Source organism: Mycoplasmopsis caviae, assembly GCF_024498215.1.
Taxonomy (GTDB): Bacteria; Bacillota_I; Bacilli_A; order Mycoplasmatales; family Metamycoplasmataceae; genus Mycoplasmopsis; species Mycoplasmopsis caviae.
This window is the reverse complement of record NZ_CP101806.1, coordinates 573,264-597,356: the sequence shown is the minus strand read 5'-3', so window position 1 is coordinate 597,356 and position 24,093 is coordinate 573,264. Positions and strand designations below refer to the sequence as shown.

General features: G+C 28.1%; 25 protein-coding genes. 17 read left to right on the top strand and 8 right to left on the bottom strand.

The genetic code is table 4. The features are described 5' to 3' along the window. Window positions 1-13: 13 nt before the first annotated feature. The 4 genes from NPA07_RS02805 (at window position 14) to NPA07_RS02790 (ending at window position 1,698) form a co-directional block, all read left to right on the top strand. Window positions 14-226 (top strand): hypothetical protein, encoded by a 213-nt coding sequence (locus tag NPA07_RS02805; protein ID WP_256553077.1) that lies wholly within the window; start codon window positions 14-16, stop codon window positions 224-226. Window positions 227-246: 20 nt separating this feature from the next. Beyond that, on the top strand, window positions 247-603 hold the full coding sequence (locus tag NPA07_RS02800) for a hypothetical protein (RefSeq protein WP_256553076.1): 357 nt from the start codon (window positions 247-249) through the stop codon (window positions 601-603). 58 nt (window positions 604-661) lie between these two features. Continuing rightward, entirely contained in the window at window positions 662-1,174 is a 513-nt protein-coding gene (locus tag NPA07_RS02795) for an IS1634 family transposase (protein WP_256553075.1), read from the top strand. A 107-nt stretch (window positions 1,175-1,281) separates the two neighbouring features. Then, entirely contained in the window at window positions 1,282-1,698 is a 417-nt protein-coding gene (locus NPA07_RS02790) for an IS1634 family transposase (RefSeq protein WP_256553074.1), read from the top strand. A gap of 454 nt (window positions 1,699-2,152) precedes the next feature. On the opposite strand, the gene NPA07_RS02785 is transcribed toward NPA07_RS02790, so the two are convergent. The 3 genes from NPA07_RS02785 to NPA07_RS02775 all read right to left on the bottom strand — a co-directional run bounded on the left by NPA07_RS02785 (window position 2,153) and on the right by NPA07_RS02775 (window position 4,823). Next, window positions 2,153-2,773 (bottom strand): copper homeostasis protein CutC, encoded by a 621-nt coding sequence (locus NPA07_RS02785; RefSeq protein ID WP_256553073.1) that lies wholly within the window; start codon window positions 2,771-2,773, stop codon window positions 2,153-2,155. A gap of 61 nt (window positions 2,774-2,834) precedes the next feature. Continuing rightward, window positions 2,835-3,284, bottom strand: a complete 450-nt coding sequence (locus NPA07_RS02780; protein ID WP_126118606.1) for an MAG0130/MAG3770 family membrane protein — start codon at window positions 3,282-3,284, stop codon at window positions 2,835-2,837. Between the two features lie 3 nt (window positions 3,285-3,287). Next, entirely contained in the window at window positions 3,288-4,823 is a 1,536-nt protein-coding gene (locus NPA07_RS02775) for a TrkH family potassium uptake protein (protein WP_126118605.1), read from the bottom strand. A gap of 189 nt (window positions 4,824-5,012) precedes the next feature. On the opposite strand from NPA07_RS02775, the gene NPA07_RS02770 reads away from it, so the two are divergent. After that, entirely contained in the window at window positions 5,013-5,690 is a 678-nt protein-coding gene (locus tag NPA07_RS02770; protein ID WP_126118604.1) for a potassium channel family protein, read from the top strand. 665 nt (window positions 5,691-6,355) lie between these two features. Here the strand turns inward: NPA07_RS02770 and NPA07_RS02765 are convergent. The 5 genes from NPA07_RS02765 to NPA07_RS02745 form a co-directional block, all read right to left on the bottom strand. Next, complete coding sequence (locus tag NPA07_RS02765) at window positions 6,356-6,547, bottom strand: hypothetical protein (RefSeq protein ID WP_256553072.1); 192 nt, start codon at window positions 6,545-6,547, stop codon at window positions 6,356-6,358. An 18-nt stretch (window positions 6,548-6,565) separates the two neighbouring features. Continuing rightward, entirely contained in the window at window positions 6,566-6,703 is a 138-nt protein-coding gene (locus NPA07_RS02760) for a hypothetical protein (RefSeq protein ID WP_256553071.1), read from the bottom strand. Beyond that, a complete protein-coding gene (locus NPA07_RS02755; RefSeq protein WP_256553070.1) occupies window positions 6,684-7,094 on the bottom strand; it encodes a hypothetical protein in 411 nt (136 codons plus the stop codon). Before NPA07_RS02755 ends, NPA07_RS02760 begins: the two co-directional genes overlap by 20 nt. 75 nt (window positions 7,095-7,169) lie before the next feature. Continuing rightward, a complete protein-coding gene (locus tag NPA07_RS02750) occupies window positions 7,170-7,532 on the bottom strand; it encodes a hypothetical protein (RefSeq protein WP_256553069.1) in 363 nt (120 codons plus the stop codon). Window positions 7,533-7,574: 42 nt separating this feature from the next. After that, window positions 7,575-7,826 carry a hypothetical protein gene (locus tag NPA07_RS02745; RefSeq protein WP_256553068.1) on the bottom strand — a complete coding sequence of 84 codons (252 nt, stop codon included), beginning with the start codon at window positions 7,824-7,826 and terminating at the stop codon, window positions 7,575-7,577. Window positions 7,827-8,138: 312 nt separating this feature from the next. On the opposite strand from NPA07_RS02745, the gene NPA07_RS02740 reads away from it, so the two are divergent. From NPA07_RS02740 to NPA07_RS02685, 12 genes are all read left to right on the top strand, one after another. Next, window positions 8,139-8,573, top strand: a complete 435-nt coding sequence (locus NPA07_RS02740) for a division/cell wall cluster transcriptional repressor MraZ (RefSeq protein WP_126118603.1) — start codon at window positions 8,139-8,141, stop codon at window positions 8,571-8,573. 1 nt (window position 8,574) lies between these two features. Then, window positions 8,575-9,480 (top strand): 16S rRNA (cytosine(1402)-N(4))-methyltransferase RsmH, encoded by a 906-nt coding sequence (gene rsmH / locus NPA07_RS02735; RefSeq protein ID WP_126118602.1) that lies wholly within the window; start codon window positions 8,575-8,577, stop codon window positions 9,478-9,480. Between the two features lie 48 nt (window positions 9,481-9,528). After that, the gene (locus NPA07_RS02730; protein ID WP_126118601.1) at window positions 9,529-10,710 is read left to right on the top strand and encodes an MAG3720 family protein; all 1,182 of its coding nucleotides are present in this window, start codon (window positions 9,529-9,531) and stop codon (window positions 10,708-10,710) included. Window positions 10,711-10,737: 27 nt separating this feature from the next. Further along, a complete protein-coding gene (ftsZ, locus tag NPA07_RS02725; RefSeq protein ID WP_256553067.1) occupies window positions 10,738-11,889 on the top strand; it encodes a cell division protein FtsZ in 1,152 nt (383 codons plus the stop codon). Window positions 11,890-12,050: 161 nt separating this feature from the next. Continuing rightward, a complete protein-coding gene (locus tag NPA07_RS02720; protein ID WP_126118599.1) occupies window positions 12,051-12,731 on the top strand; it encodes a 16S rRNA (uracil(1498)-N(3))-methyltransferase in 681 nt (226 codons plus the stop codon). Between the two features lie 63 nt (window positions 12,732-12,794). After that, the gene (locus NPA07_RS02715) at window positions 12,795-14,711 is read left to right on the top strand and encodes a M13-type metalloendopeptidase (RefSeq protein ID WP_126118598.1); all 1,917 of its coding nucleotides are present in this window, start codon (window positions 12,795-12,797) and stop codon (window positions 14,709-14,711) included. A gap of 225 nt (window positions 14,712-14,936) precedes the next feature. Further along, a complete protein-coding gene (gene ptsP, locus NPA07_RS02710; protein ID WP_126118597.1) occupies window positions 14,937-16,646 on the top strand; it encodes a phosphoenolpyruvate--protein phosphotransferase in 1,710 nt (569 codons plus the stop codon). Between the two features lie 160 nt (window positions 16,647-16,806). Continuing rightward, entirely contained in the window at window positions 16,807-17,715 is a 909-nt protein-coding gene (locus tag NPA07_RS02705) for an MAGa7180 family putative nuclease (protein WP_126118596.1), read from the top strand. Further along, complete coding sequence (locus tag NPA07_RS02700; protein WP_126118595.1) at window positions 17,702-19,945, top strand: UU173 family protein; 2,244 nt, start codon at window positions 17,702-17,704, stop codon at window positions 19,943-19,945. The genes NPA07_RS02705 and NPA07_RS02700 overlap by 14 nt, the downstream gene beginning before the upstream one ends. A gap of 306 nt (window positions 19,946-20,251) precedes the next feature. Beyond that, window positions 20,252-21,526, top strand: coding sequence for a hypothetical protein (locus NPA07_RS02695; protein WP_126118594.1), 1,275 nt, complete (start codon window positions 20,252-20,254; stop codon window positions 21,524-21,526). Window positions 21,527-21,754: 228 nt separating this feature from the next. Then, a complete protein-coding gene (gene mnmA / locus NPA07_RS02690; protein WP_126118593.1) occupies window positions 21,755-22,873 on the top strand; it encodes a tRNA 2-thiouridine(34) synthase MnmA in 1,119 nt (372 codons plus the stop codon). A gap of 7 nt (window positions 22,874-22,880) precedes the next feature. Further along, window positions 22,881-24,092 carry a DNA cytosine methyltransferase gene (locus tag NPA07_RS02685; RefSeq protein WP_126118592.1) on the top strand — a complete coding sequence of 404 codons (1,212 nt, stop codon included), beginning with the start codon at window positions 22,881-22,883 and terminating at the stop codon, window positions 24,090-24,092. The last annotated feature ends 1 nt before the right edge of the window (window position 24,093 follow it).

Genomic DNA, 24,093 nt, shown 5'->3' with positions numbered 1-24,093 from the left:
GTATAATTTATATATGTTTGTTAAAATTTCAAAGATAAATGGCATTGAATATGTCAAAATAGCCCGTAGTGTTAGGGATAAGGAAACAAAAAAGGTTAAACAAGTTATTGTTAAAAGACTTGGTAAACTTGAAGATTTACTAAAAGAAGATCCAAACTACATTCAAAATCTAAAAAATATTATTCAGAACTCTCAAAACAAGAAAGTCAAAGAAAAATTGAACTAGCAAAATTTGATGAAATATTTATGAATTTTATTGAGGAAGATTCAGATGAGATTAACTATACAGAATTAACAAGAGTTAAGCGTTTTGATGAACTAGAAAATGAAAATCTTTTCGACATAGAGAAGATTAAAGAGCAATTTAGTAATTCATCAACCGAATTTGAATTTTTCAATTATGGTAATCTAGTTTACAAAATAATTTATGAAAAATTAAAACTAGATAAACTAATGAATTCAATAAAATCAACAACTCAAATTAAATATGATTTCAATAATATTGTTCAAAATCTTACCTATATGAGAATCCTAAATCCTTGTTCAAAATTAAGAACTTATAATGAATATGAAAATCATTTTTGCAAAATGATGATACATTAAAATCTCATTATCGTTCACTTGAAATATTAGGTAAAAAAGACTCGATATTATCAAGCATATGAACAATGTTTTAAACAAGATAACAAATAGAAAAATAAATAGAGCATTTTACGATGTTACAACTGTATATTTTGAAAGTTTTACCGCTGATGACTTAAGGTTGCATGGTTTTTCAAAAGACCAAAAAGTTAACGAAGTTCAGGTTGTCTTAGGTCTAATGACAGATGCTAATGGATTACCAATAAGGTATAAATTATTTCCTGGAAATACAAGTGATTTTAAGACTTTTGTGCCTTTTATACAGGAAGTTAAGGAAAATTTAGGTATTGAAGATATTACAATAGTTGCAGACAGAGGATTAAATTCAGGTCCAAATTTACTTGAAATAATTAACTCAGGTTACAAATTTATAATGGCTCAAAAAATTAGAGATGCCAAGAATAAAGTTAATGGAATTCTAGACCTTGAAACATATGAAAAAATGGGCGAAGAATTCTTTATGAAAGATGAAAAAATGGTTAAATTTGTGCCTGATAATGACAAGATTAAACAAGAAATTCCAGGAAATTAGTATTAACTTATTCAGAAAAAGAGCAAAAAAGACAGATATGACAGAGAAAGATTAGTTGAAAAAGCGAAAAATTAATCAAGAATAGCCAGTCAATTGCAAGGTCTGAATTGCAAAAAGGTGGCAAGAAATATTTTGATTATGATGTTAATAAGATTACACTAAAAGAACAAAAAATTGAAGATGATGCAAAATGAGATGGCTTTTATGGTATATTCACAAACAACTTTGAGATGACAAATGAAGAGGTTTTGTATACTTACAGAAAACTTTGACAAATTGAAGAATCGTTCAGAATATTAAAGACAACATTTGAAGTTAGACCGATTTATCTTTGAAAGAAAGAAAGTATTGAAGGACATTTTGCGTTGTGTTATTTGGCATTAGCAATTCATAGATTATTAGAATTCTCACTTGAGTCAGTTATACATCCTTTTAAGTTTACTATAGACAATATTGTTAGAGCATTAAGGAAACTTTGACTAGTTGCTTTTAAAGATGCAAATAGTTCAAATAAGTACTTTTAAGGTTAAAAGAACCGATTATTTATAAGTGTTTAAGGCAAGTTTTAGGTATAAAAAGAATTCCAAAATGAGGAAACACAAAAGAACTTAAACTATGGTAACACAAAATTGATAGATTAAAAATTTACTAATACAACTATTTTATAGGTGTATTAGTAAATTTTTTGATAGAAAATGTCAAAGTTAAGATAATAGTGTGTTAATTTAAATTTGATCAAATTTGAATTTAAAAATTCATTATTATTTTATAATAAAAGTTTAAAAAACAAGTTTTTTAATCAAAAACTCATTTAATTAATTTTAAGGCAATTTTTGGTTAATAGTTTGCGAACTTATGCATCTTTAATTTTGTTAATTATATTTTTAATTGCTTCAAATTCACTCTCAATTTTAAAATGTTCGTTTAGTTCTTTTGATGAATAATTAACTTCTTTCAAATTTTCCAAACTACCTGTTTTTATGATTTTTTGGCAGTAAAATGAATTTCCTTAGCACCTGTTTCTTTTAATATTTTCACAACATTTTTGTCGCTTACTCCAGCACCGGGTAAAATTGAAATTTCATCGCTAGCTTTATTTATTAATTCCTTAATTCTTTCAATTCCTAATTCACAATTTTGTCTAGCACCGGAAGTAAGAATTCTACTAATTCCTATTTTCTTTAGGTTTTCTAACTCTTTAAATTGATCATTAACAATGTCAAACGCTCGGTGAAAAACAACTGGTGTGCTCTTTGAATATTTGATAACATTTTTCATAGCCTCATAGTTGATGGAAAAGTCAGAATTTAATATTCCAGTAACAATTGCATCAGCACCTTCTGATACAAAAAGTTTAACATCTTCCATTATGTGCTCAATTTCACTTTTGCTATAACAAAAATCTCCTGCTCTTGGTCTTATCATAACAGCAATCTTAAGATTTGTATTTTTTCTAATTAGTCTATATAATCCAAGTGACGGGGTTAGTCCACCCATTATTAAATCTGAACATAATTCAACCCTGTTTGCACCAGCATTATTTGCATTGATTGCAGATTGATATGAGTCAATTGCAACTTCTGTAATAATATCTTTCATAATTTACATCCTTATATTTATTATTTTATAATAAATGAAAAATGAATGTGAAATTGCATAATTATTCTTTCACATTCACAAAAAAATTTACAAAAATTTTAAACTCATCCTTTTTAAAATGTAATTTCTTTTTAGTAATCATTTTGTAACCAAAATTTGCATAATAAAGTTGAACTTTGATTCAAAAATTTGATTCTTTATAACCCTTAAAAATTACTTTATCATCCTGTTTTATAGCTCTTTTAGTTCAAAATGATGTTATCATTAAATAACAAATGGGTGCTAGTAGCAAGAATCAAAATATTATAAAAAATGCAATAATGATAGAGTTAATAATTATGCTAATTTTAGTATTATAAATAATCATAACTACTATTGGAACAAGTAATGAAACAATCATAAGAAAAACAAAAAATAATATTAATATTTTAAGAGTCTTATTAGTGCTATATGAAGCCCACTTTTCCAATTTATCTCTTGAAATATTTAAATCTAGTAAATTATTATTCATAAATTATCCTATAACAACAGGTTCAGAAATATATTCATATTTATTTGAATAATTCTTCTTCTTACCTCAAACCAAGATGGTACTACTAATTCCAAATTGACCAATAAACATTAAAATACTTAAAAAGACAATTGATGCATTATTTAAATTTGGGGTAATTCCACAACTTAATCCCGCAGTTCCAAATGCTGAATTAACTTCAAAAAATATGTGAATAAAACTAAATTTTTCTGAAGGGATTTTGCCACCATATTTATCAAATGAAGACATAGTAATAAATGAAAATATAAGAACTAAAAAGATACTAATTGAGAAAACAATAGATGACATTTTAACTGTTTCATCCTCAATTCTTCTTCGAAATGCTCTAACAGTTGGTCGCCCCATTATTTTTGAAAGAAGCGACAAGAATAAGATCGCCATCGTTGTGGTTCTAATACCACCACCTGTTGATGCTGGTGCAGCACCAATAAACATTAATATTGAGCAAATAACTAGTGAAGTTGAAGAAAGTTTACTAAAATCAATTGTTGAAAAACCAGCTGATCTAGTTGAAAATGTTGTGAATAAGAGGGCTCAAGCTCTTTCTCATTTGTTACCTAAATTAATATCACTACTTCGTCAAAAGTACTTATCCTGTCTTACACTTGCCTCAAAAGAAAATATTAAGATAAAAGCTATTAAGGTTGTAAGAAAATAAGTTAGCAAACTAATTTTTGTAAATAATCTTCATTGATATCTTCTCTTACCTTTATATTTAATTAAAAATCTAAAATAATTCAAAATATCGTGAATGACAGGATAACCTAATCCTCCTGTAATTAAGAGTAATAGGAATAAAAATTGTAGACCGATATTGTGATAATACGGCTTTAGAGAAGAATTACCTATGATATCAAAACCAGCATTATTAAGAGCACTTACACAGTGAAAAAATCCATATCTAAAACTTAGTGATCAATTTTTATATGGTGAAATATAATCCCCATAATTAGTTGTATTTGCTTTTGGTGCATTAAAATAAAAATAAAAAGTAAGACCAAAACTAAAAACTATTCAAATGATTAACAAAGTCCCAATTGAGTCCATAATTAATTTTTTTGTTTGGCCACTTTCACCGCTACCGCGCTCATGTGAAACAACTTCAATTTCACTTAGTGAATTTCTTCTCTTAAAGAAAATTAAATTTATTAAAAAAATGCGGAATGCAAATATGCCTAATCCACCTAAAAAAATTAAGACAGCTATTATTGCTTGACCAAACATATTTCAGGTATTATATGTTGGTTTTCTTAATAACCCTGTGTCACTAAATGAACTTGCTGTAGTAAAGAGAGCATCTCAAAAACTAATTTTTTCATTGCTATTTTTATGAGTTCATGGACTTAGGAGAAAAAGAGTTGCAATTATAACTGTTAGCAGATAAGTTATAAAAATATATTTAACTTTAGTAATATTTAATTTTCAAACCCTATAGTTTAAAAAAAACATTCTAACTTTACTTTTTCTTCATCAAGTGCTAAACTTTGATTTTTTCATAGTTTAATTTTAACTCATTTTTTATAAAATTACAATTGTATTTTTAAGGGTTTTTTTGAATATTTTTTTATTAAAATAAAAAAAGATTTAAGTCAAAAGATTACCTTTTCGAGACCAAAAATATAGTTTCAAAAAGGTCAAAATATTTTATAATTATTAACATAAGTTACATAAAATAAGGAGTTATTTATGGCTCGAAAAAGAAAGAATGATGACATTTGTGTTATTGGTTTAGGTCGTTTTGGTGGTGCTGTTGTAAGTCAGTTAGCCAAAATGAATTGTCCTTTATTGTTAATTGATAAAGATGAGGAAGTGTTAAAATCATATGCTGATTTAGCTCAAAAAGTTGTAATTGCAGAAGCAGCTGATATGAAGGCACTTAAAGCACTAAATATTCAAGAAATAGGAACTGTTGTTGTTTCAGTTCCTGACAACATTGAGATAGTGGCTGCTTTACTTGAGTTAAAAGTAAATAATATTATTGCTCGAGCAACTAGCAAGAGACATGCGCGGGTACTAAAGCAAATTGGAGTTAATGTTATTGTGCGACCTGAACATGAGGCCGGAGTCCGTACAGCACTTTTGGCAGCTAACCCAAACTTTAGTCATTATTCTCAAACCTTACAAGAAATAGGTGACGGTTTTGTGATGGGAACAACAATTTTAAATAATGAGGAGTTAATTAATAAACCTATCAAAGAATTAAAATTCTTTGACCTAGGAATTTCAGTTGTACTAATTAAACGTGGAACAGGCAGCATCCTTCCAACCGGTGTAACTGTGTTGCAAAAAGGTGACTTAATCACAATACTTGGTAAGGTTGAAGATGTAACAAATGCCTTTGGTCTCTTAAATGTTGAAGATTAGGGAATTTACTCCACACTTTAAGTAAAAAAATATTTATGTTAAATTTTTCATACTAAATTTCTTGTTTATAATCATTAAATGCGTTTTTTAGCACTTTTGTGCTGAAAAACGCATTTTTTTAGTTTCCCTCTACATTCAAGGAGTTATTAAACACATAAAAATGAAGCAAAAAATTATTATATTTTCTTGTACGCCTTTGATAATTTTCTTCTATTTTGTCCAATTTTTAAGGTTGTAAAAATTATAGCCAAAACACATAAAAGTTTGGCTATTTTTTTAACTAAAACAGCAAAAAATGTGTTATTTTTTTGTTTTTGTGTGTACAACATTAAGGTTTACCGCATTTTTTAAATGTTAAATTACATTTTTTAAAATTTTGCATATTAAAACATACAACATCATTAAGAAGTTGCTTTTAATTAATTCATTTTGTCTTCAATCCTAAAGTTTTTTCATAACTTTTGGGGATTGACATCATTTGTTAATTTCTTTTTAAATATTCTTCAATCAACAAATAAATTGTTGATTGAAATAAAAAATAACTTATTTAATAAGTATTGAGCCGTTGGCTCTTATTAAGACCTGTCGGTCTTAAGAAGCAAAACTTCTTTTTGTCTTGCTAAGACAGGCTTTCTTCTTTTTAAAAAAGAAGAAACAAGAAAAACTTACTTAAATGATTTGTAATTAGCGTCAATAAATTCCTTCATTTCTTTTGTAATATCATTTAACTTTTCAAGATTTTCACTTAATAGTTTTTTAATAAATTCAATGTCTTTATTGTTTGGGTTTGCAGAATTCTTAAATATATTTTCAAGTTTTTCAAATGTACTGGATGTTCATGTTCTATTATGAAGCATGGTTTTAATTGTAGACTCTTACACCTTGATGTTGTGGATCAAGATTTTTTGATATTGCATATACATCGATTGCACTCAATTCGTTTCCTTTCGGTACTCTGGCTTCATATTTTCTTTTCCCTCAACAAAGAATAATTTATTTTCAGGAGTTACCATAAGCCTTTGCCTCTCCACTTTCAAACATAGAAACCCTAGCGCCATTATTATCAAATGGAGCAAGATATTTGTTGTCATATCTCACAGTATGATTAACTATTTTTCTTTTAATTACAAGATTCATCTCTTCTTCAAAAATTTCAGTATTTGGCTTTCTAAAAACATTTGATTTTTTACTTACTGCTTCGGCCTTTTTAAATTGTTTGTTGTATTCATCAATTAAAAGTTCAATTTTTCCCAAAAAGTCTTCAAAACAGTTGATTCCGTTTGTATGAAAGAATGTTCCTATTCATCTTTGCAATGTTCAAAATGATCTTTCAACATTTGGTTTTGCCTTTGGATTGCCGCTTGTTATAAGTTCAATTCCTCTTGCATTTAGTGCTTCTTCCATACTTGTTCTTGTACTATCTGAACCTCAAAAGTTCTTCTTCTATCCGTTATTATTACTTGTGGAATGCCATACCTTTTAAATAATTGTGTTAGAAGATTTTGATATCCAATTGTTGTTTCCTCAATGTCAATTCAGATTGCTAACAAACTTTTTGTTGCCGCATCAACAACGATTATAAATATGGTACTTCTTACTTTCTCCAAAAAGATGAAGTGGTGTTGCATCAATTTCAATAATTTGCCCAAAATCATAGTCAGAACTTTTATTTTGGTAAACACCTTTTAATGGATTTTTATTTAGAATTTTTTCATAAATTTTAATAAACTGTGCCTCGATTTTAGAAATATCTTGACCGTTTTCTAAAAACATTCTTCTTCTCTTAAGCTCATTTTTTACTTTTCTCGTTGCATATGAACTGCAATAACCAAGTCTAAGCATTCTTTTATAAAAGGTAGTGAAAGGCAACAATTTTTTTCATCATTAGTAAGTCTCATTATTGTAAAAATGCAACAAGGCTACACTAAGATCACTTTTTGATATTTTCTCAATATGTTCCACTAATTCATAATATCTATTAGTTAAATCAATAATAACTGAATCACTTACTTTCACACCCCTAAGTTTATTTTTATTACCATGTGATATACTGATTGCATCTTGGTTATTTGTAGATGCAATCAATATTTGATTTCTATATCTTTTAATTGTTTTTGTTGATGTTCTACAACCCAATTTTCCTAATATTTTTGATATTTCGGCATTTGGTCTATTTCAATATTGTTGAATTTTTTAAATCTAAAATTTTTTTATCTTCATAATCAGTTGTTTTACCTGTATCAACTGCTTGAAATCTGGTTTTAATTACAAGATTTTCCATAATTTAAATTCTCCTTTTTAAAATAATAATTGAAACCTAAAAATGGACAAAATAAAAGATAAAAACAGGGTGGACAAAATAAAATAAAACCATTAAATTATTATATTTTCTTGTACGCCTTATTAATATAGTGTAAAATTGTGGTGGATAGTGGAAGGAAGTGGAAAATGTTTGGACAATACAGAAGAAACATTGACGACAAGAAGAGATTAGCCCTGCCTTCTAAATTACGAGATGATTTAGGAAGTAAAATATATCTTACTGTCGGCCTTGAAGGTATTGTTGAAGTTCGAAGCGAAAGCGAATTTAACAAATTTGTTGAAGTTTTGAACCAACAAAACTCTTTTGATCAAAATGCTCGTTTTGTTAGAAGATTTTGATTGAGCAACACTCAAGAAATCGAACTTGACAACCAAGGACGTTTTGTAGTGCCTAAACAATTTCTTGACAAAGCTGCTATCCAAAAAGAAGCCATTTTTGTCGCCTCAGGAAACTTAGTTGAACTTTGAGGCAGTGAAAAATTCGATCAATATTGTCAAAGTTTTGGAGACAATGATATCGCGCAAGCAGCTCAAAAAATCCTTGAAAGAAGCGGTAAATAAAATGGAAAATAAACATTTTTCTGTTTTATTAAGCGAGACTATCAATGCACTAGATATAAAGCCAGATGGTATTTATGTTGATTTAACACTAGGTATGGGTGGTCACTCAAGTGAAATTTTGAAAAGACTTGAAACTGGTTGCTTGATTGCATTTGACAAAGATAAATTTGCGATAGAAGAAAGTCGCAAGCGTCTGAGTTTAATAAAGTCAACTAATTTTCAACTAATTCACTCTGATTTTAAGAATATAAAGAGTGAATTAGAGAAATTGAAAATTAGCCAGGTTGACGGGATTATTGCTGACTTAGGTATTAGCAGTCCACAAGTTGATAATGATGAGAGAGGTTTCTCCTACAATAAAGATGCACGTCTTGACATGCGCATGAATCAAGAGCAAGAACTTGATGCCTATTATGTAGTTAATAACTATAGTGAAGTTCAATTGGAAAACTTGCTAAAAAAATACGCTGAGGTAAAGCTTGCAAAACAAGTTGCGAAAGCCATTATTAGTAAGAGGCCAATAACTACCACCTTAGAATTAGCTCAAATAGTTCGAGATGCTTATCCAGCCAAATTAGTAAAATTAAAAAACCCTAATAAAGCTGTTTTTCAAGCTCTCCGCATTGAAGTTAATAGCGAATTTGACTCACTAAAGCAAATGTTGCAAGATGCAATTGACCTATTAAAACCTAATACATCTTTAGCCGTGATAACTTTTCATTCATTGGAAGATGGTATCGTTAAACACTTTTTTGGTTCACTAATCAAAAGTAAGATACCAGCAAAAATGCCAATTAATGAAGAGAAGCAATATAAAGTAAAAGTATTTCTTCCAACTGATAATGAGTTAGAACTTAATAAGCGTTCTCGAAGCGCTAAATTAAGAGTTTTGAAAAAATGCTTTTAATTTTTTTAATCTATCTTTTTTGCTAAAAAGACTATTTTGGAGGTAATTATGAAAAAAATTTATGTAAATTTCTCTCTTAAGAAAACTAGATTTGAAGTAAGTGTAACAGAAGATATCAACTCAAAATATTTTCTGGTTTTTCAAACATATCTAGAAACCAAAAGTCTTGAAGCAAATAAGATTAAGGAATTTATTGCAAATTTCAAAAAATACTTGAAGTCTAAAATAGCAACAAGAAAAAATGATGTAGTTAAGTACTCATTTATTGTTAAAGATAGTCTATACAAAAGTTTAAAGTTTATTAATCAATCATTAACTTTTGATACTAATTCAAATACAATTGGCCAAAATGTATATAAAGAATTAAAAAGCAGACTTGATGAACAAAATGATAGTTCTACATTTGAGTTAATTAATTCAAATGTATATTTATATCAAACACTTAATAATGGTGAGATAAAAAATTACAACACTTTTCCTTGAAAAAAAGAAGCTCAAAAATTAATTGTTAATCAAGGTCTTTTCATTATTTCAAAAGATACTTGACTTGCTAAAATAGTTAACATTCTAAAAGAATGTGAACTAAAAATTGAGTCATTTTTACTAGAATCGCAAGCATTAAGTGGGAATTTTGAACAAAAGGATAAATATAATTATTTATTCCATTTTGACTGAAATACACTTGTTGTAAATGGTTCATTTAATGGTAAAACTTCATTTTATGAAAAACTTAGCATTGATTTTAAAAACTTTATTAATTTCTTTTCGAAAGAAATGAATAAAAGTAAAGAAGAGTCACTATTATTGCTTGAAGCAGTTGTTGCAAATTGAAAAATTTATCAAAACTTAGTGCAAGATAGCGAAGGTTATAAGGCTCATAAGCTTATAACATCACTTTTTGACCAGGCAATTCATAAAGTTAAACAATTTTTAGACCAGAGTGGTCAAAAAATTGATGAACTTGTTTTAAATTGCAAAAATGCTGATATGTTTATTGACCGTTTCAATCAACTATATCCAAGTCTTAATGTTTCAAAACTAAATGATAATGTTTCAACATTATTTAACATACCTAATAGTATATTAGGAACTATTAACCTACTTAGTCCTCAAAAAACCAATCGTGAAGATATGGCTAACACACTAAACAATTTGCCAGAATACAAACCAAAAAGTTTCTGAGCCAAAATGTTTTCATGACTATTACCATCTCAAAGAGCCCAAAAATAGAAATAATAAACAAGTAAAGGAGTACCTATGGATTTAAATTCTGAATCATTAGAAGTTAAATTAAAAGTCATTGGTGTCGGTGGTGCTGGTAACAATGCTATCAACTTGATGCTTGATGAAAACTTAGCTAATGTTGAATTATTAGTCGCAAACTCAGATCGACAAGATTTGATTAAAAGTTTGTGTCCAAATAAATTACTTTTGGGTAAAAGTACTCGCGGCTTTGGTGCCGGTGGTGATCCAAAAGTTGGTCGTGAATGTGCTCTTGAGAGCATTGATGAAATTAAATCATTGCTCACTAATACAGATATTGTTATTATTTCAGCAGGATTAGGCGGCGAAACAGGAACTGGAGCAGCACCAGTGATTGCAGAAGTTGCTAAAAAAATGGGTGTCCTGACAGTGGCAGTAGTAACCACACCTTTTGAATTGATTGAGGGAAAACATAAGTGCTTAATAGCACAAGAAGGTTTAAAAAAATTAAGTAAAGTTGTAGATAGTTACATTGTAATTTCCAATCAAAAATTGGTTGAAAATTACAGAAATTTACCAGTTAATGAAGCTTTCAAGGTTTCAAATTACACATTGAAAAATTCAATAAAAATAATTCGGGACATAATTTTTGAAACTGGATTTGTTAATCTAGATTTTAATGATTTACGTCAAGTTTTAAATAATGGTAAGGAAACTATTATAGGAATTGGAAATGGTTTTGGAAAAGATCGAGCAATTAAAGCTGTTGATGATGCATTAATGACTCCATTATTTCAATCAGATATCAAAAATTGTCAAAAGGTTGCAATATTGTTTCAATGTGACAAGTGTGCAAGTTTAGATGATATTGAAACAGCGAAAAATCGAATTGATGAATATTTAACAAACAATTTAGAAGCTCAAACATTTATTGGAATTCAATATATTGATACTCAAGAAAGAGAAGAAATATTTAGAGTAAGTATAATTGCTTCAAATCTTAATAGTAGTATTCAACAAACATCAACATTTGCAATACCTAAGATATTACAAAAGAATGTTAATGATTACTATGGACAAAGTATGCAAAATTCATATACTCAAACCAATAGTGTTGCTAATTCAAGAATAATGAATTACTCAACACATCATTTTGAAGATGAAAATGAGGATGCAATTCCAAATTTCTTTGAAGAAATACATTAATTACTAAGGATGTTTAAATTAATAGATATAAGAGGGAGTTTAGATACGCCCTTTTTTATTTTTTGATAAAATTTTATTATAAATTGAAATATTTGGCAAGCAAATATGCTTTAACCAAAAATACTGCAAAACAGTGGTTTTGGTTAAAATCAAGGAGTTAAATGCACAGATTTTTTGTAGATAAAAAGATAGATAATGAACACTTTGAATTAAGTGTTCAGATATTAAAACATATTAAGGTTGCACGAGTTGAAAACGAAGAATTTATCTGTACATATGAAGGAGAATTTTATAAGTGTAAACTAAAGAATAAAACAGCGTATATTATTGAAAAATTAAATTTAAATAATGAGTTTAATAAACCTCTTATTCTAGCTGCACCAATTATTAAAATAAAACGCTTCGAATGAATTTTGCAAAAAGCAACTGAGTTAGGTGTTAGTACAATTATTCCTTTTGTTTCTAAATATACAGATAGTAAAATCCTAAAATATGAATTTAATTCTAAACTAGAACGTTTTGGCGAAATTATTAAAAACGCTGCTGAACAAAGTTTTCGAAATATAATTCCTCAATTAACAACGCCAATGAATTTGAAACAAATTGTAAACGCTTATCCAAATGAAAGCAAATATTTAGCTTATGAAAATTTACAAAATGAAAGCAATAATATTTCATATCCAACAAACTCGATTTTAATAGTAGGACCTGAAGGTGGTTTTAGTGATGAAGAAATAGAATTTGCTCAAAAAAACAACATCAAAATTACTTCATTAGGAAAAAGAATTTTAAGAGCTGAAACAGCTTGCCTATATATGCTCTCAAATGTTAAAGAAAATTAAATGTTAATTATTAAACTTAAAAATAATTATTAAATATAATATTAATACAAAAAGGAGAAACTTATGAAAAAAATCAACATTAAAGATGACTTATATTTTGCAGTAAATCAAAAATGATTAGATAAGGCAAAAATTCCAGGAGATAAAAGTGCTACTGGTGCTTTTTTAGAAATTCATAATCGCAATGAGAGAATTTTAAGAAAGATGGCTAATGACTTAGTTAAAACTCGTGATGCGGGCGAGCTTGAAGTTGGTGCAATCTTAAATTTTAGTAATTTATATTCAATGGCTAGCGATTTTAAATATAGAAATAGCCTAAAAGTTGAACCGCTTAAGCCATATTTAGATAAAATTTGAGAAATGAAATCATGAGATGACTTAATCAAAAATTATGAATTCTATCAATTAAGAAAATTTCACTTGCCTTTTGACTTTGATGTAATGCAAGATTTTAAAAATGCTGAATTACAAACACTTGGCTTTAGTGGACCTAGTTTAATTTTGCCTGAAAAGTCTTATTATGATGATAAACATCCAGCAAAGGCTAAACTTTTAGAAGCATTCAAAAATATGTCAAGAAAATTGCTTGTTTCTTATCACAAAGATAAAAAACTTATTGAAGACATTATTGCTAAAACTCTTGAATTTGATAATTCATTAGTTCAATATACAATGTCAGCAGTTGAAATGGCTGACTATCCATCTCTTTACAATCCTTTCAGTATTGAAGAAATTAGTCAATGCTCAAGCATCTTTGATATTAAAGAAATTGCACAAAAATTAGTTAAGCAAGAAGTTGATGAAAAAGTTGTTGTTATTTATCCTAAATTTATGAAAGCTCTAAACGAGATTTATAATGCAAAAACTTTTGAGTCATTTAAGTGTTGAATGTATTTAAGAAACCTAATTAAGTTTTCTCATCTTTTAGATAACAAAACAAGAGTTATTAGTGGTGAATTTGCTCGTGCAACAAGCGGAATTGATAAAGCTACAAATCCTGCAAAAAGCGCTTTTTATCTTGCTTATTCATATTTCAAAATACCTTTTGGTCTCAAGTTTGCGCTTGAAAATTTTGGCCCAGAAGCTAAAAGAAATGTTGAGTATATGGTGCAAAAAATGATAAGGATTTACCAAGAAAGATTAAGCACCAACAATTGACTCTCACAGGAAACAAAAGATAAAGCAATTGTTAAATTAAATAGTTTAGGTGTTCATGTCGGTTATCCAAGTGAATTAAGACCTTTTTATGAGCTTATGGTTATTACACCATATAAACATGGTGGTAATTTAGTAGTAAATACCCTAAATCTTAATGCTGTTGAAAGTGAGTTTAATTTTAGTCAATATAAACAACCAATTAATAAAAATTATTGAGGTATGTCACCTGCTGAAGTTAACGCTTACTATAACCCATTTATGAATCATATAGTTTTTCCTGCTGGTATTTTAGCAAAACCATTTTATTCACTTGACCAAAGTTCATCTGCAAATTATGGCGGAATAGGTGCTGTTATAGCTCATGAAATTTCTCATGCATTTGATAATAATGGAGCTAAATTTGATGAAAAAGGTAATCTAAATTCATGATGAAGTGAAGAAGATTTTAAGAAATTCAGTGAACTTTCAAAGGATATGATTGACTTATTTGATAACCAAGACTCAGAATTTGGAAAATGTAATGGTAAGTTAACAGTTTCTGAAAACATTGCGGATGCAGGCGGAATTAGATGTGCACTTGAAGCAAGCATGAAGGAAAAAGACCACTCATCTAATGCTTTCTTTACTAACTGAGCAACAGTTTGAAGAGCTAAACAAAAGCCAGAATATGCCAAAATGCTTTTAGCTGCTGATGTACATGCACCTAAGGATTTAAGAGCAAATATTCAAGCTAAAAATCTTGATGAATTTCAAAATGCATTTAAGATCAAAAAAGGTGACAAAATGTATCTTGCACCTGAAAAAAGGGTTAAAATTTGATAAAAATCCATATTTTGGATTTTTATTTTTTTGCTATTGCCATTAATCAAAAATACCTATAAAATAGTACTTTTAGAGAATTTAAAAAAGAACTTTAATACATAGAATCAATCATATTAAATTTGTGGAAACGATAACTTATTTAATTTTCATATATTTACTTTAATAAAGTTTATTGCCTTTATATTATTATAATTTAGTTACTATATTTAATAATAGGAGGTTGTAATGACAATCAAAGGAATAGGAGCAAGTCGTGGTATTGCGATTGCTAAAGTATTTAAAATTGAAGAACTACCAGTTAATATTAGCGAAAAAGCTAAGGATGCTGAAGTAGAATTAAAACTTTATAATGATGCTGTTGCAAAAGCATCACAAAAGACTGAAGCAACTAAAAAATTAGCTAAAAATGAAGAACAAGCAGCTATTTTTGATGCACATTTACAAATTATTAATGACCCTTGAGCACTAGAAACAATTAGTGGCAGAATTAAGGAAAATGGAGAAAGTGCAGAATTTGCTACCAAGTCATTTTATGAAGAAATGGCTGCTATGTTTTCAAATATGGATGATGCTTATATGAAGGAAAGAGCAGCTGATGTTAAAGATGTTATGAAGAAACTTCTTTATATTCTTAATGACATTGAAGAACCAGATTTGACTGCTATTGATAAAGAAGTTGTCATTGTTGCCTATGACTTAAGTCCATCTCAAACAGTTCAATTAGACAAAAAATATGTTAAGGGTTTTGCAACCAACATCGGTGGACCAACAAGTCATACAGCTATTATGGCTCGTAGTATGAATATTCCTTCTGTTGTTGGTACAAACAACGTTCTTGAGTCAGTTAAAAATGGACAAGTTATAGTTATCGATGGAATTAAAGGTATAGTTATAGTTGATCCAAGCAAAGAAGAACTTGAACAATATAAAAAAGAAGAAGCTAAATACAATAAATATTTAGAAACCATTGCTAAATACAAAGGCAAAGAATCAATTACAAAAGATAAACATCATGTTGAACTAGCTGCTAATATTGGAAGTCCAAAAGATGTTGAGTCAGTTATTGATAATGATGCTGAAGCAGTTGGTCTATTTCGTTCAGAATTTTTATATATGGACAATGACCACTGACCTACAGAGGAAGAACAATTTGCAGCATATAAAGAAGTAGTTGAAAGAATGAAAGGTAAAAGAGTTGTTATTAGAACGCTTGACATTGGTGGTGATAAAATTCTTAAATACTTTACATTCCCACATGAAATGAACCCTTTCTTAGGTTATCGTGCAATTAGACTTTGCCTTAAAGAAGTAGAAATCTTTAAGACTCAACTTAGAGCCCTTGTAAGAGCAAGTGCATATGGTAAAGTTGCAATTATGTTTCCAATGATTACTAATATACCTGAATTTTTAGCTGCAAAGAAAATTTATGAAGAAGCTTATGCAGAAGTTAAAAAAGCAGGCCACAAAGTTGCTGCTAAAAAAGATATCGAAGTTGGTCTTATGATGGAAACACCTGCAGCAGCAGTATTAAGCGATCAATTCTGTAAGTATGCTGACTTTGTTTCAATTGGAACAAATGACTTAATTCAATATTCAATGGCTGCAGACAGAATGAGCGAGTCAATTTCTTATTTATATCAACCACTTAACCCATCTATTTTAAGATTAATTAAAATGATAATTGACGGTGCACACAAACATGGTAAATGAGCAGGCATGTGTGGTGAAATGGCTGGCGACAGACGAGCGTTGCCTTTACTTTTAGGTCTAGGACTTGATGAATTTAGTATGTCAGCTGGTAGTGTGTTAGCTTCAAGGGAACTGGTTTCTCAACTAAGTAAGGCTCAAATGGAAAAATTAGCTTCACAAGCTCTTGAGTGTGACAATGAAGAACAAGTAATTAAGCTTTTAAACAAAACATTGAAATTAAAATAATTTAACTAATCTGTCAGATTGCATGACAGATTTTTTTCACTTTGTAGTTCAAATTAAACTATTTAGTAAATTAGATATGTTTGCATTGCTTATGTTTGTATAATATTAATACTAATTATGTTTTTAAAATACATAATATTAATATAAAAGAGGAGTAAATATGAAAAGAGTTAAAAAATTATCAAAACGAAAATTCTATAATGGACAAGACTATACTTTAGATGAAGATAGACAAATTGTTAAATTGTCTGCTGATTTTCATAACACACTTTTAAATAGTTTAGGTACTTTTAATGGATTTAAAAAATTTGGTGGTAGTTCAATTGGCAATGTTTTAGAAACTGATGCTTTTAAAAGTAAGTTTCAAGCATTTTGTTTTATGTCAAGATTGAGCATGCCTGTATTACAAACTAAATATATCGATGCAGGGGTTGCTATTGAACCAAAAGTTTTTGAACTTCTTCAAGAAAATTTCGACAAAATGCATGCTAGCGATGTTAAAATAGGTAAAGTTCCTGCTAATTCAAAACCAACCGAAGTTATTCATATAGAAGCGGAAAAAGTTAATTATGATTATTTTAAAGGAAAGCATGATATTCTAGGTGGTGTACCTGATGGTCTTATTCCATCAAAAAATATAGTTGTTGAAGTTAAGACAGTACAAGAAAAAAAGAAAATCGACTGAGATGCTCCTAACAACAAAATTCCTCTTGACTACAAAAAACAAGCACAACTTTACGCATTTTTATTGGGATATGATAAATATATGATTGCAGCTGCATTTCTAAAGGAAGATGACTATGCTGATCCATATAATTTTCCAATTAAAAAAAGATATTTTGCAACCTACCCTTTTAAAGTTGATAAAAAAATGGCAGAAGATGATGCTAATGTAATTATCGAATTTTGAAAAAGATATTCACAATTAGGAACTTCACCTAAGTATAATCTTGTTAAAGATCGCGATTTAGTTGATTATTTAAGATGCCATAATGAAGAAGAATGAAAAGAGTTGTTTGACCGTTGAAAATCATTAGGAAAGGTCGACTTGGACTATGAGTTCAACTAAAAAAATTATTAATTTTTCTCAATATTTTAACTATTATACAAAACAAAAATATTATATTTGACATCCTTTTTTAGAAAGCGATCTAGAAAATGAGGATGCCAATGGTTTTGCTTTACCTCTTGTTAAAAATGTACATTCACTAAATTTTGGCGACTTTTTAGATGACGAAGATGAAGAAAGTGAAGATGATTTTTGATCTAATTTTATAAATCAAGCAGAGAATACTCCATGAGATTTTAAAGGAGCAAATTTAATTGCATATGATAAGGTTGAAGAACAATTTATAAATTATTTAAATTCGAATATATGGTGTGTCCAAAACAACTATGAAACAGTCATATTCAAAAAAGTTAGCGACATAAATGAAGCAATTATAAATACTCAAGAAGCACTAAAAAACGATAAAATTAAGCATATAATTAATCCTGTCTTTTCTTTTAAAACTTTAAGCGAAAACAATGATGAGTTTATTATTAAGGCTCAACCATTTGCTTATGATAAAGTAACTAAAACAATCTATTTTAAGAGAATGAATTCTAAAACTACAAATAAGGATTATTTGGAAGCTAATTATCTTTATCAAGTTGCAAAGATTGCAAACATAGAAGTAGAGAAAATAAAAAACATTATCTTTGATGATTATCTTCAAAATGGCATTGCATATAAAAAAAATAAGTTAAATTTTCGTTTAATTGATGCTTCAAGTTGTAGCAAAAATAAGATGAATAAACAAACATTAAGAAATGAATTAGGTTATTCTATTAATGATGGAACATATTTTTCATCAAAAAATGAATTAGGCATTAAAGGTAACTATATTTACAGTGCCAAAATGGAAGATATTTTTGCTCAACCAACAGCTAGATCTAAGCCGAAAACTGTTGCTGACTTTATGAGTAAGAATCCTAGTAGTAAATTTGGTGATTTTAGAAATATTATTAGTCAAATAATAAGTGCTTATTATATAAGTAAACCTACTTTTTCGCATAATAATAAAATATTGCTTCCTGATTCAGACTTATATTATGGGAAAAACAAAGAACTGATTAACAAAATTAGAGTAGCAATTACACCAAATGAATTACAATATTCTCCTGCACTTTGCAAGTGTCTTGGAACATTTGATCAAAATTACTTAGATCAATTTTGACAAAGAGTTAAAGAAAAAAGATCATATCATAACCTTTTTTCTTCTTTTGTTTTTGAAATTCTTTCGCTTATTCATCAGAAAAACAAAAGAATAATTTGATATGACTATGAAGGTCTTAGCTCAGTTTTTCCAATTATAGATTACTTAAATCCTTATATTCAAATTGCGCATCAGGTTTCAATTATTGAAACAGTCAATGGCAAAATAGTTAGCAAAGAAAACATTGTAAAAGATCCTAAAAATATAACAATTTATGATCTATTAGACAATATAATTTCAGTTTATTCAAATAAAGCTGACTATTACATTGTTTTTAATAAAGGGTATGAAAATACAAGAAACAAAGAGTTGCTAGAATTGATTAAACTTTATCATAAGGATAATAAACATAGTGAACAAATTAAGCATTATTTAACTACAAAACAGTTAAATTTGGAAAAAATAGAAAAGTTAATTAATCATATTAATAACAATACAATTGATTTATTAGATTTCTTTAAACCAATATCAAAATCTAAATTTGATGAACGATATCGTGGTTCAGAAGCTAAAAATTATTATGTTTTCAAGACAAACTATGTACCACAAGCAGATTTTCACAAAAACAATTTAAATAATGAAATAAGGTATACTTCTATCTCGAAAAATGATAGTAATTTCAACGTTGAAAATCTTGCGATGGATTATTATGATGATAGATTTTCAATTTTTATCTATGAGTTATGAGGCAAGACAAGTATTAAAAAAATTGAACACATAATAACCGAAAACAAATTCAATTTAAGACATATAATAAAACCATATAAAAGTCTTGAAATTCAGAATGGTTCAATGGCACTTGAAGAGTCAATCAGTCGTAAATTAGGTATCATTGGTGATAGTGCATGAGAAACAAAAATTGACTCATTAAAGGAATACTGTGAAAACGATGTTATGGCTATGATTATGACCTATGACTTTATTATGGAAATTGTAGCAAGTGTCTTTAAAAACATTTATGATACTGAGTATAAATTAGATGAAAATCAATATTATGACTTTGATGCAGAATTATTAAAATTAGTAGTTAAAAGTAAGTAAAACAGGTATTATAATTATCTGTTTTTTTTGACACTTTAATTTTTTAAATTTACATTTATGGCTGTTTTATAGTGTTTTTAGAAATTTTGAGATTTTGCATTTGTGTTATAATGGCGAAATTTAATATCAGTTGTTTAAACATATTGTACTCTCTTTTATAGTTTATTGAATATCAAGTATAATAACAAATAAAATAATTTTATATGTACAAAACGGGTATACTATTAGGCTTTTCACATTTAAATTATTTGTAAAAAAATTAAATATAATTTTATAGATATAAAAAATAGAAAGAGGAAATTATTAATGTCCAAAAAAATAAAAATTTCAACCTTTTTGGCATCTGCTGGTGTGCTTGCAACATCGATGTCTTTTGTTGCATCAAATTGTTCAAGTAAAACTGAACCAAAACAAAATCTTGAAATTGAAAATGCTAAAAAATATCTTTTAGAAACAGTAGCAAGTGCTAAGTCATTGAAGGAAAATTTTAAAGCTAAATATCCAGGAACAGATTTAAATAAGTTAGAAACTTTAATTACAAAAACAGAAGATAAGGTAAAAGAAACAAACATAACCACAGAAGATATAAAATCATTAAAAAGCGAACTTGAAAATCAAATTAAAGCTACAAAAATTGATTTTGCTAAAAATGAATTGTTATTAGAAATTAGTGTTGCTGAGGAAAAAAATAGTAATGTGCTAGGTGAAAAATTCCTAATAAAAATTAAACAAGCATTAACTGATAGTATTAAGCAAGCTAAGGAAGTTAGCGAAAAGAATGACCAAGAAGAGAGTTCATATAAAAATGCACAAACAAAATTGAATGTAGCTGTTAAAACATTTGAAAAAGATGTTGAGATAGTTCTAAATGCAAAGAAGTCAATTGATGAAATAAGCAAAAAAATTGATAAACATGGTGAAGATAACAAAGACAAAAAAGCAATTAAAAAAGTTATAGATCAATTTATGAATGAATTTATAACCAAAAAAGAAAATCATGAACTAAAAGATGTTGAAAATTTATCAGCTGAAGAAGTTAAGGCAAAACTTACTTCATTAAACAATTTTTTAATTGAAGAACTGAAAACACTAGAAACAAAAATAGAAAAAGCTAAAAAAGATTATGAACGTGATTTAGATTTTTGAAGATCATCGCTAAGGAGTGTTGAAGAATTTGAAGCAAAAATTTCAAAGCACACTGAAAAAGACAAGTTTATGAATGTATATAAATCTATTCCTGAATATAACAGGTTTATGGATAAAACGACAATTGAGAATTATAATGGAGAAGAATTAGGTAAAACAATAACAGAAATTAATAAGAAATTACTTGAAGCTCATACAATGTACATTAAGTCACAACTTGAAGAATTCAAGAAATTTGGAGAACAAAAAAGTGATGTTACATATAAAACAATAAAATTTGAATGAGCAACAAGTGAAATTGATAAATATTCAAAAACTTATGAGCAATTAGTAAAGTTCATTGATGATTACATAGACAGTATTGCAGGTTTTTCAAAATTATTAGATGAAGTTGATAAACAACTTGATGCATACAAGAAAAAATTAAATATTTAATACTATTGTCAATTAATCAAGCAAAAATTAGAAGTGTTTTGAAGCGCTTCTAATTTTTGCATAAAAGTCTATAAAACAGTCTTAAATGTAAAAAAATAATTTGATTAGCCTAAAAATAATAGGACAAAATTAATCTAAAAATCTTGAATATTAAATTAGAAAATTCAAAATTAAATTAATGTATAATTTAAAAATAATATTAAATATTTATATTTAATAAGAGGTAAAATGCATAAGAAAAAAGTTATTTTAGGTATGTCAGGTGGTGTCGATTCATCTGTTGCAGCTTACTTATTACTTCAACAAGGCTATGATGTTGAAGGTCTTTTTATGCGTAATTGAGACTCTTATGTTAATAATGATTTTTTAGGAAATGAAAATATTTCTCAGGACATTTGTCCACAAGAGCAAGATTACCAAGATGCTCTTGCAGTAGCTAAAAAATTAAAAATTAAGCTTCATCGAGTAGATTTTGTTAAAGAATATTGAGATAATGTTTTTCAAAACTTTATCGATGAATATAAGGCCGGACGTACCCCTAATCCTGATATCTTGTGTAATAAATATATTAAATTTGATGCTTTTCTAAACTATGCATTTGATAAGTTGAATGCAGACTACATTGCTATGGGCCACTATGCAAAAGTTGAAAAAGGTGAATTATTTAGGGCACTTGATGATAATAAAGATCAAACTTACTTTTTGGCACAACTTAATAAAGCACAACTAGAAAAAGTGTTAATGCCACTTGCCAATTATCCAAAAGAAGAAATTAGAAAAATAGCTAAAAAATTAGATCTAATAACTGCTGAAAAAAAGGACTCAACAGGCATTTGCTTTATTGGTGAGCGTAATTTTACAAAATTTTTGCAAAATTACATTCCTGCACAACCTGGCAAAATCATAAGCATTAAAGATGGAAAAGAAGTTGGAAGTCATGAGGGTTGCTTCTATTACACACTTGGGCAAAGAAAAGGGCTTAATTTAGGCGGTATGAGTGAGGCTCATTATGTTTGCGGGCATAATGTGGCTCAAAATATTCTTTATGTAGCACCTGCTTCTGATATGAGTTACCTTGAATCAGATGAGTTATTAGGTTCTCATTTAAATCTAAATACAAATGAATTCAATATTGATAATTTAAGTGCTAAATTTAGATATCGACAAAAAGATATTCCAGTTAAGATGCAAATTTTAGATAATAACCTTGTCAAAATAAGTTATAAAGATAAAGCTCAGGCAGTAACTCCAGGTCAGCAAGTTGTAATTTATGATGGTGACAAATGCATTGGCGGAGCAATTATTGAAAAAATATACTTGAATGGTAAAGAAAGGGACTATGTTTAGGAGCAATATGAAAAATAAATATAAAGTAATATCGCTCTTTTCTGGTGCCGGTGGTATGGATTTAGGATTAGTTCAAGCAGGCTTTGAAATACTTTGAGCAAACGATTTTGACAAAGATGCAGTTGAAACATATAGAAATAATTTAGGCACTCACATAGTTTTAGGTGATATTTCAAAAATAAATTCTAGTGATATTAATGCTGATAAGGTTGATTTGGTAGTTGGTGGTTTTCCCTGTCAAGGCTTCTCGATCGCAAATAAAAATAGAAATATGCAAGATAAAAGAAATTTTCTGTACCTTGAACTTTTAAGAATTATTAAAGATAAGAAACCAAAAATATTTCTAGCTGAAAACGTTAAAGGCCTTTTAAGTATGGAAGAAGGTAAAGTAATCAAAATGATTATTAGTGACTTTGAAAAAATAGGCTACAAAGTTGATTATAAACTATTAAATGCAGCAAATTATGGTGTACCACAAACGAGAGAAAGAGTAATAATAATTGGTAATCGCTGTGGAGTTAGCAATCTGTTCCCTGAGCCTACTCACAACAAAGATTCATATGTTAGTGTTAGTGATTCAATTGGCTTTTTAAGAAATGTTGGTATTGTAAATAATTTAGTTAATAAGACACTAAAAGTTGATAACAGAATTATTTACAACCATGTTGCGAAAGATAACGTTCACGATACATTTTTTGCACGAGTTCATCAAGTTAAGCAAGAAGAGATATGTGATTATTTAAACTTTTGAAAAATGAAAAAGAAAATTAGTTCTGCTAAAATTGACCAACTTTTAGGTTATAGACACACTGCGGGCCATTGATTTAGAAAAGATAATAATTCGGGCAGTATACCTAAAGCAAATGATTGACTTAAGTTAAAAAAATTACTTGAGTTTGATGATAAATATGATAAAGCAGTTTGTGAATTTGTTCAAAAACCAATTAAATTTGAGCAATCACTAAGAATTACAAATTGAGATAAACCAAGCGATACAATTACTGCAACCTCGCCTGAAATTCACATTAACAAAGATCGCAGACTTTCAGTTCGTGAGTGTGCCTTATTGCAAAGTTTTCCAGATGATTTTATCTTTAGTGGTAATATCTCATCAATGTATCGACAAATTGGCAATGCAGTTCCTGTAGCACTTGCTAAGGTAATTGGTTTAAAATTAATAGAAATGCTAAATAAAATATCTCAACAAAAAGCAAATTAAA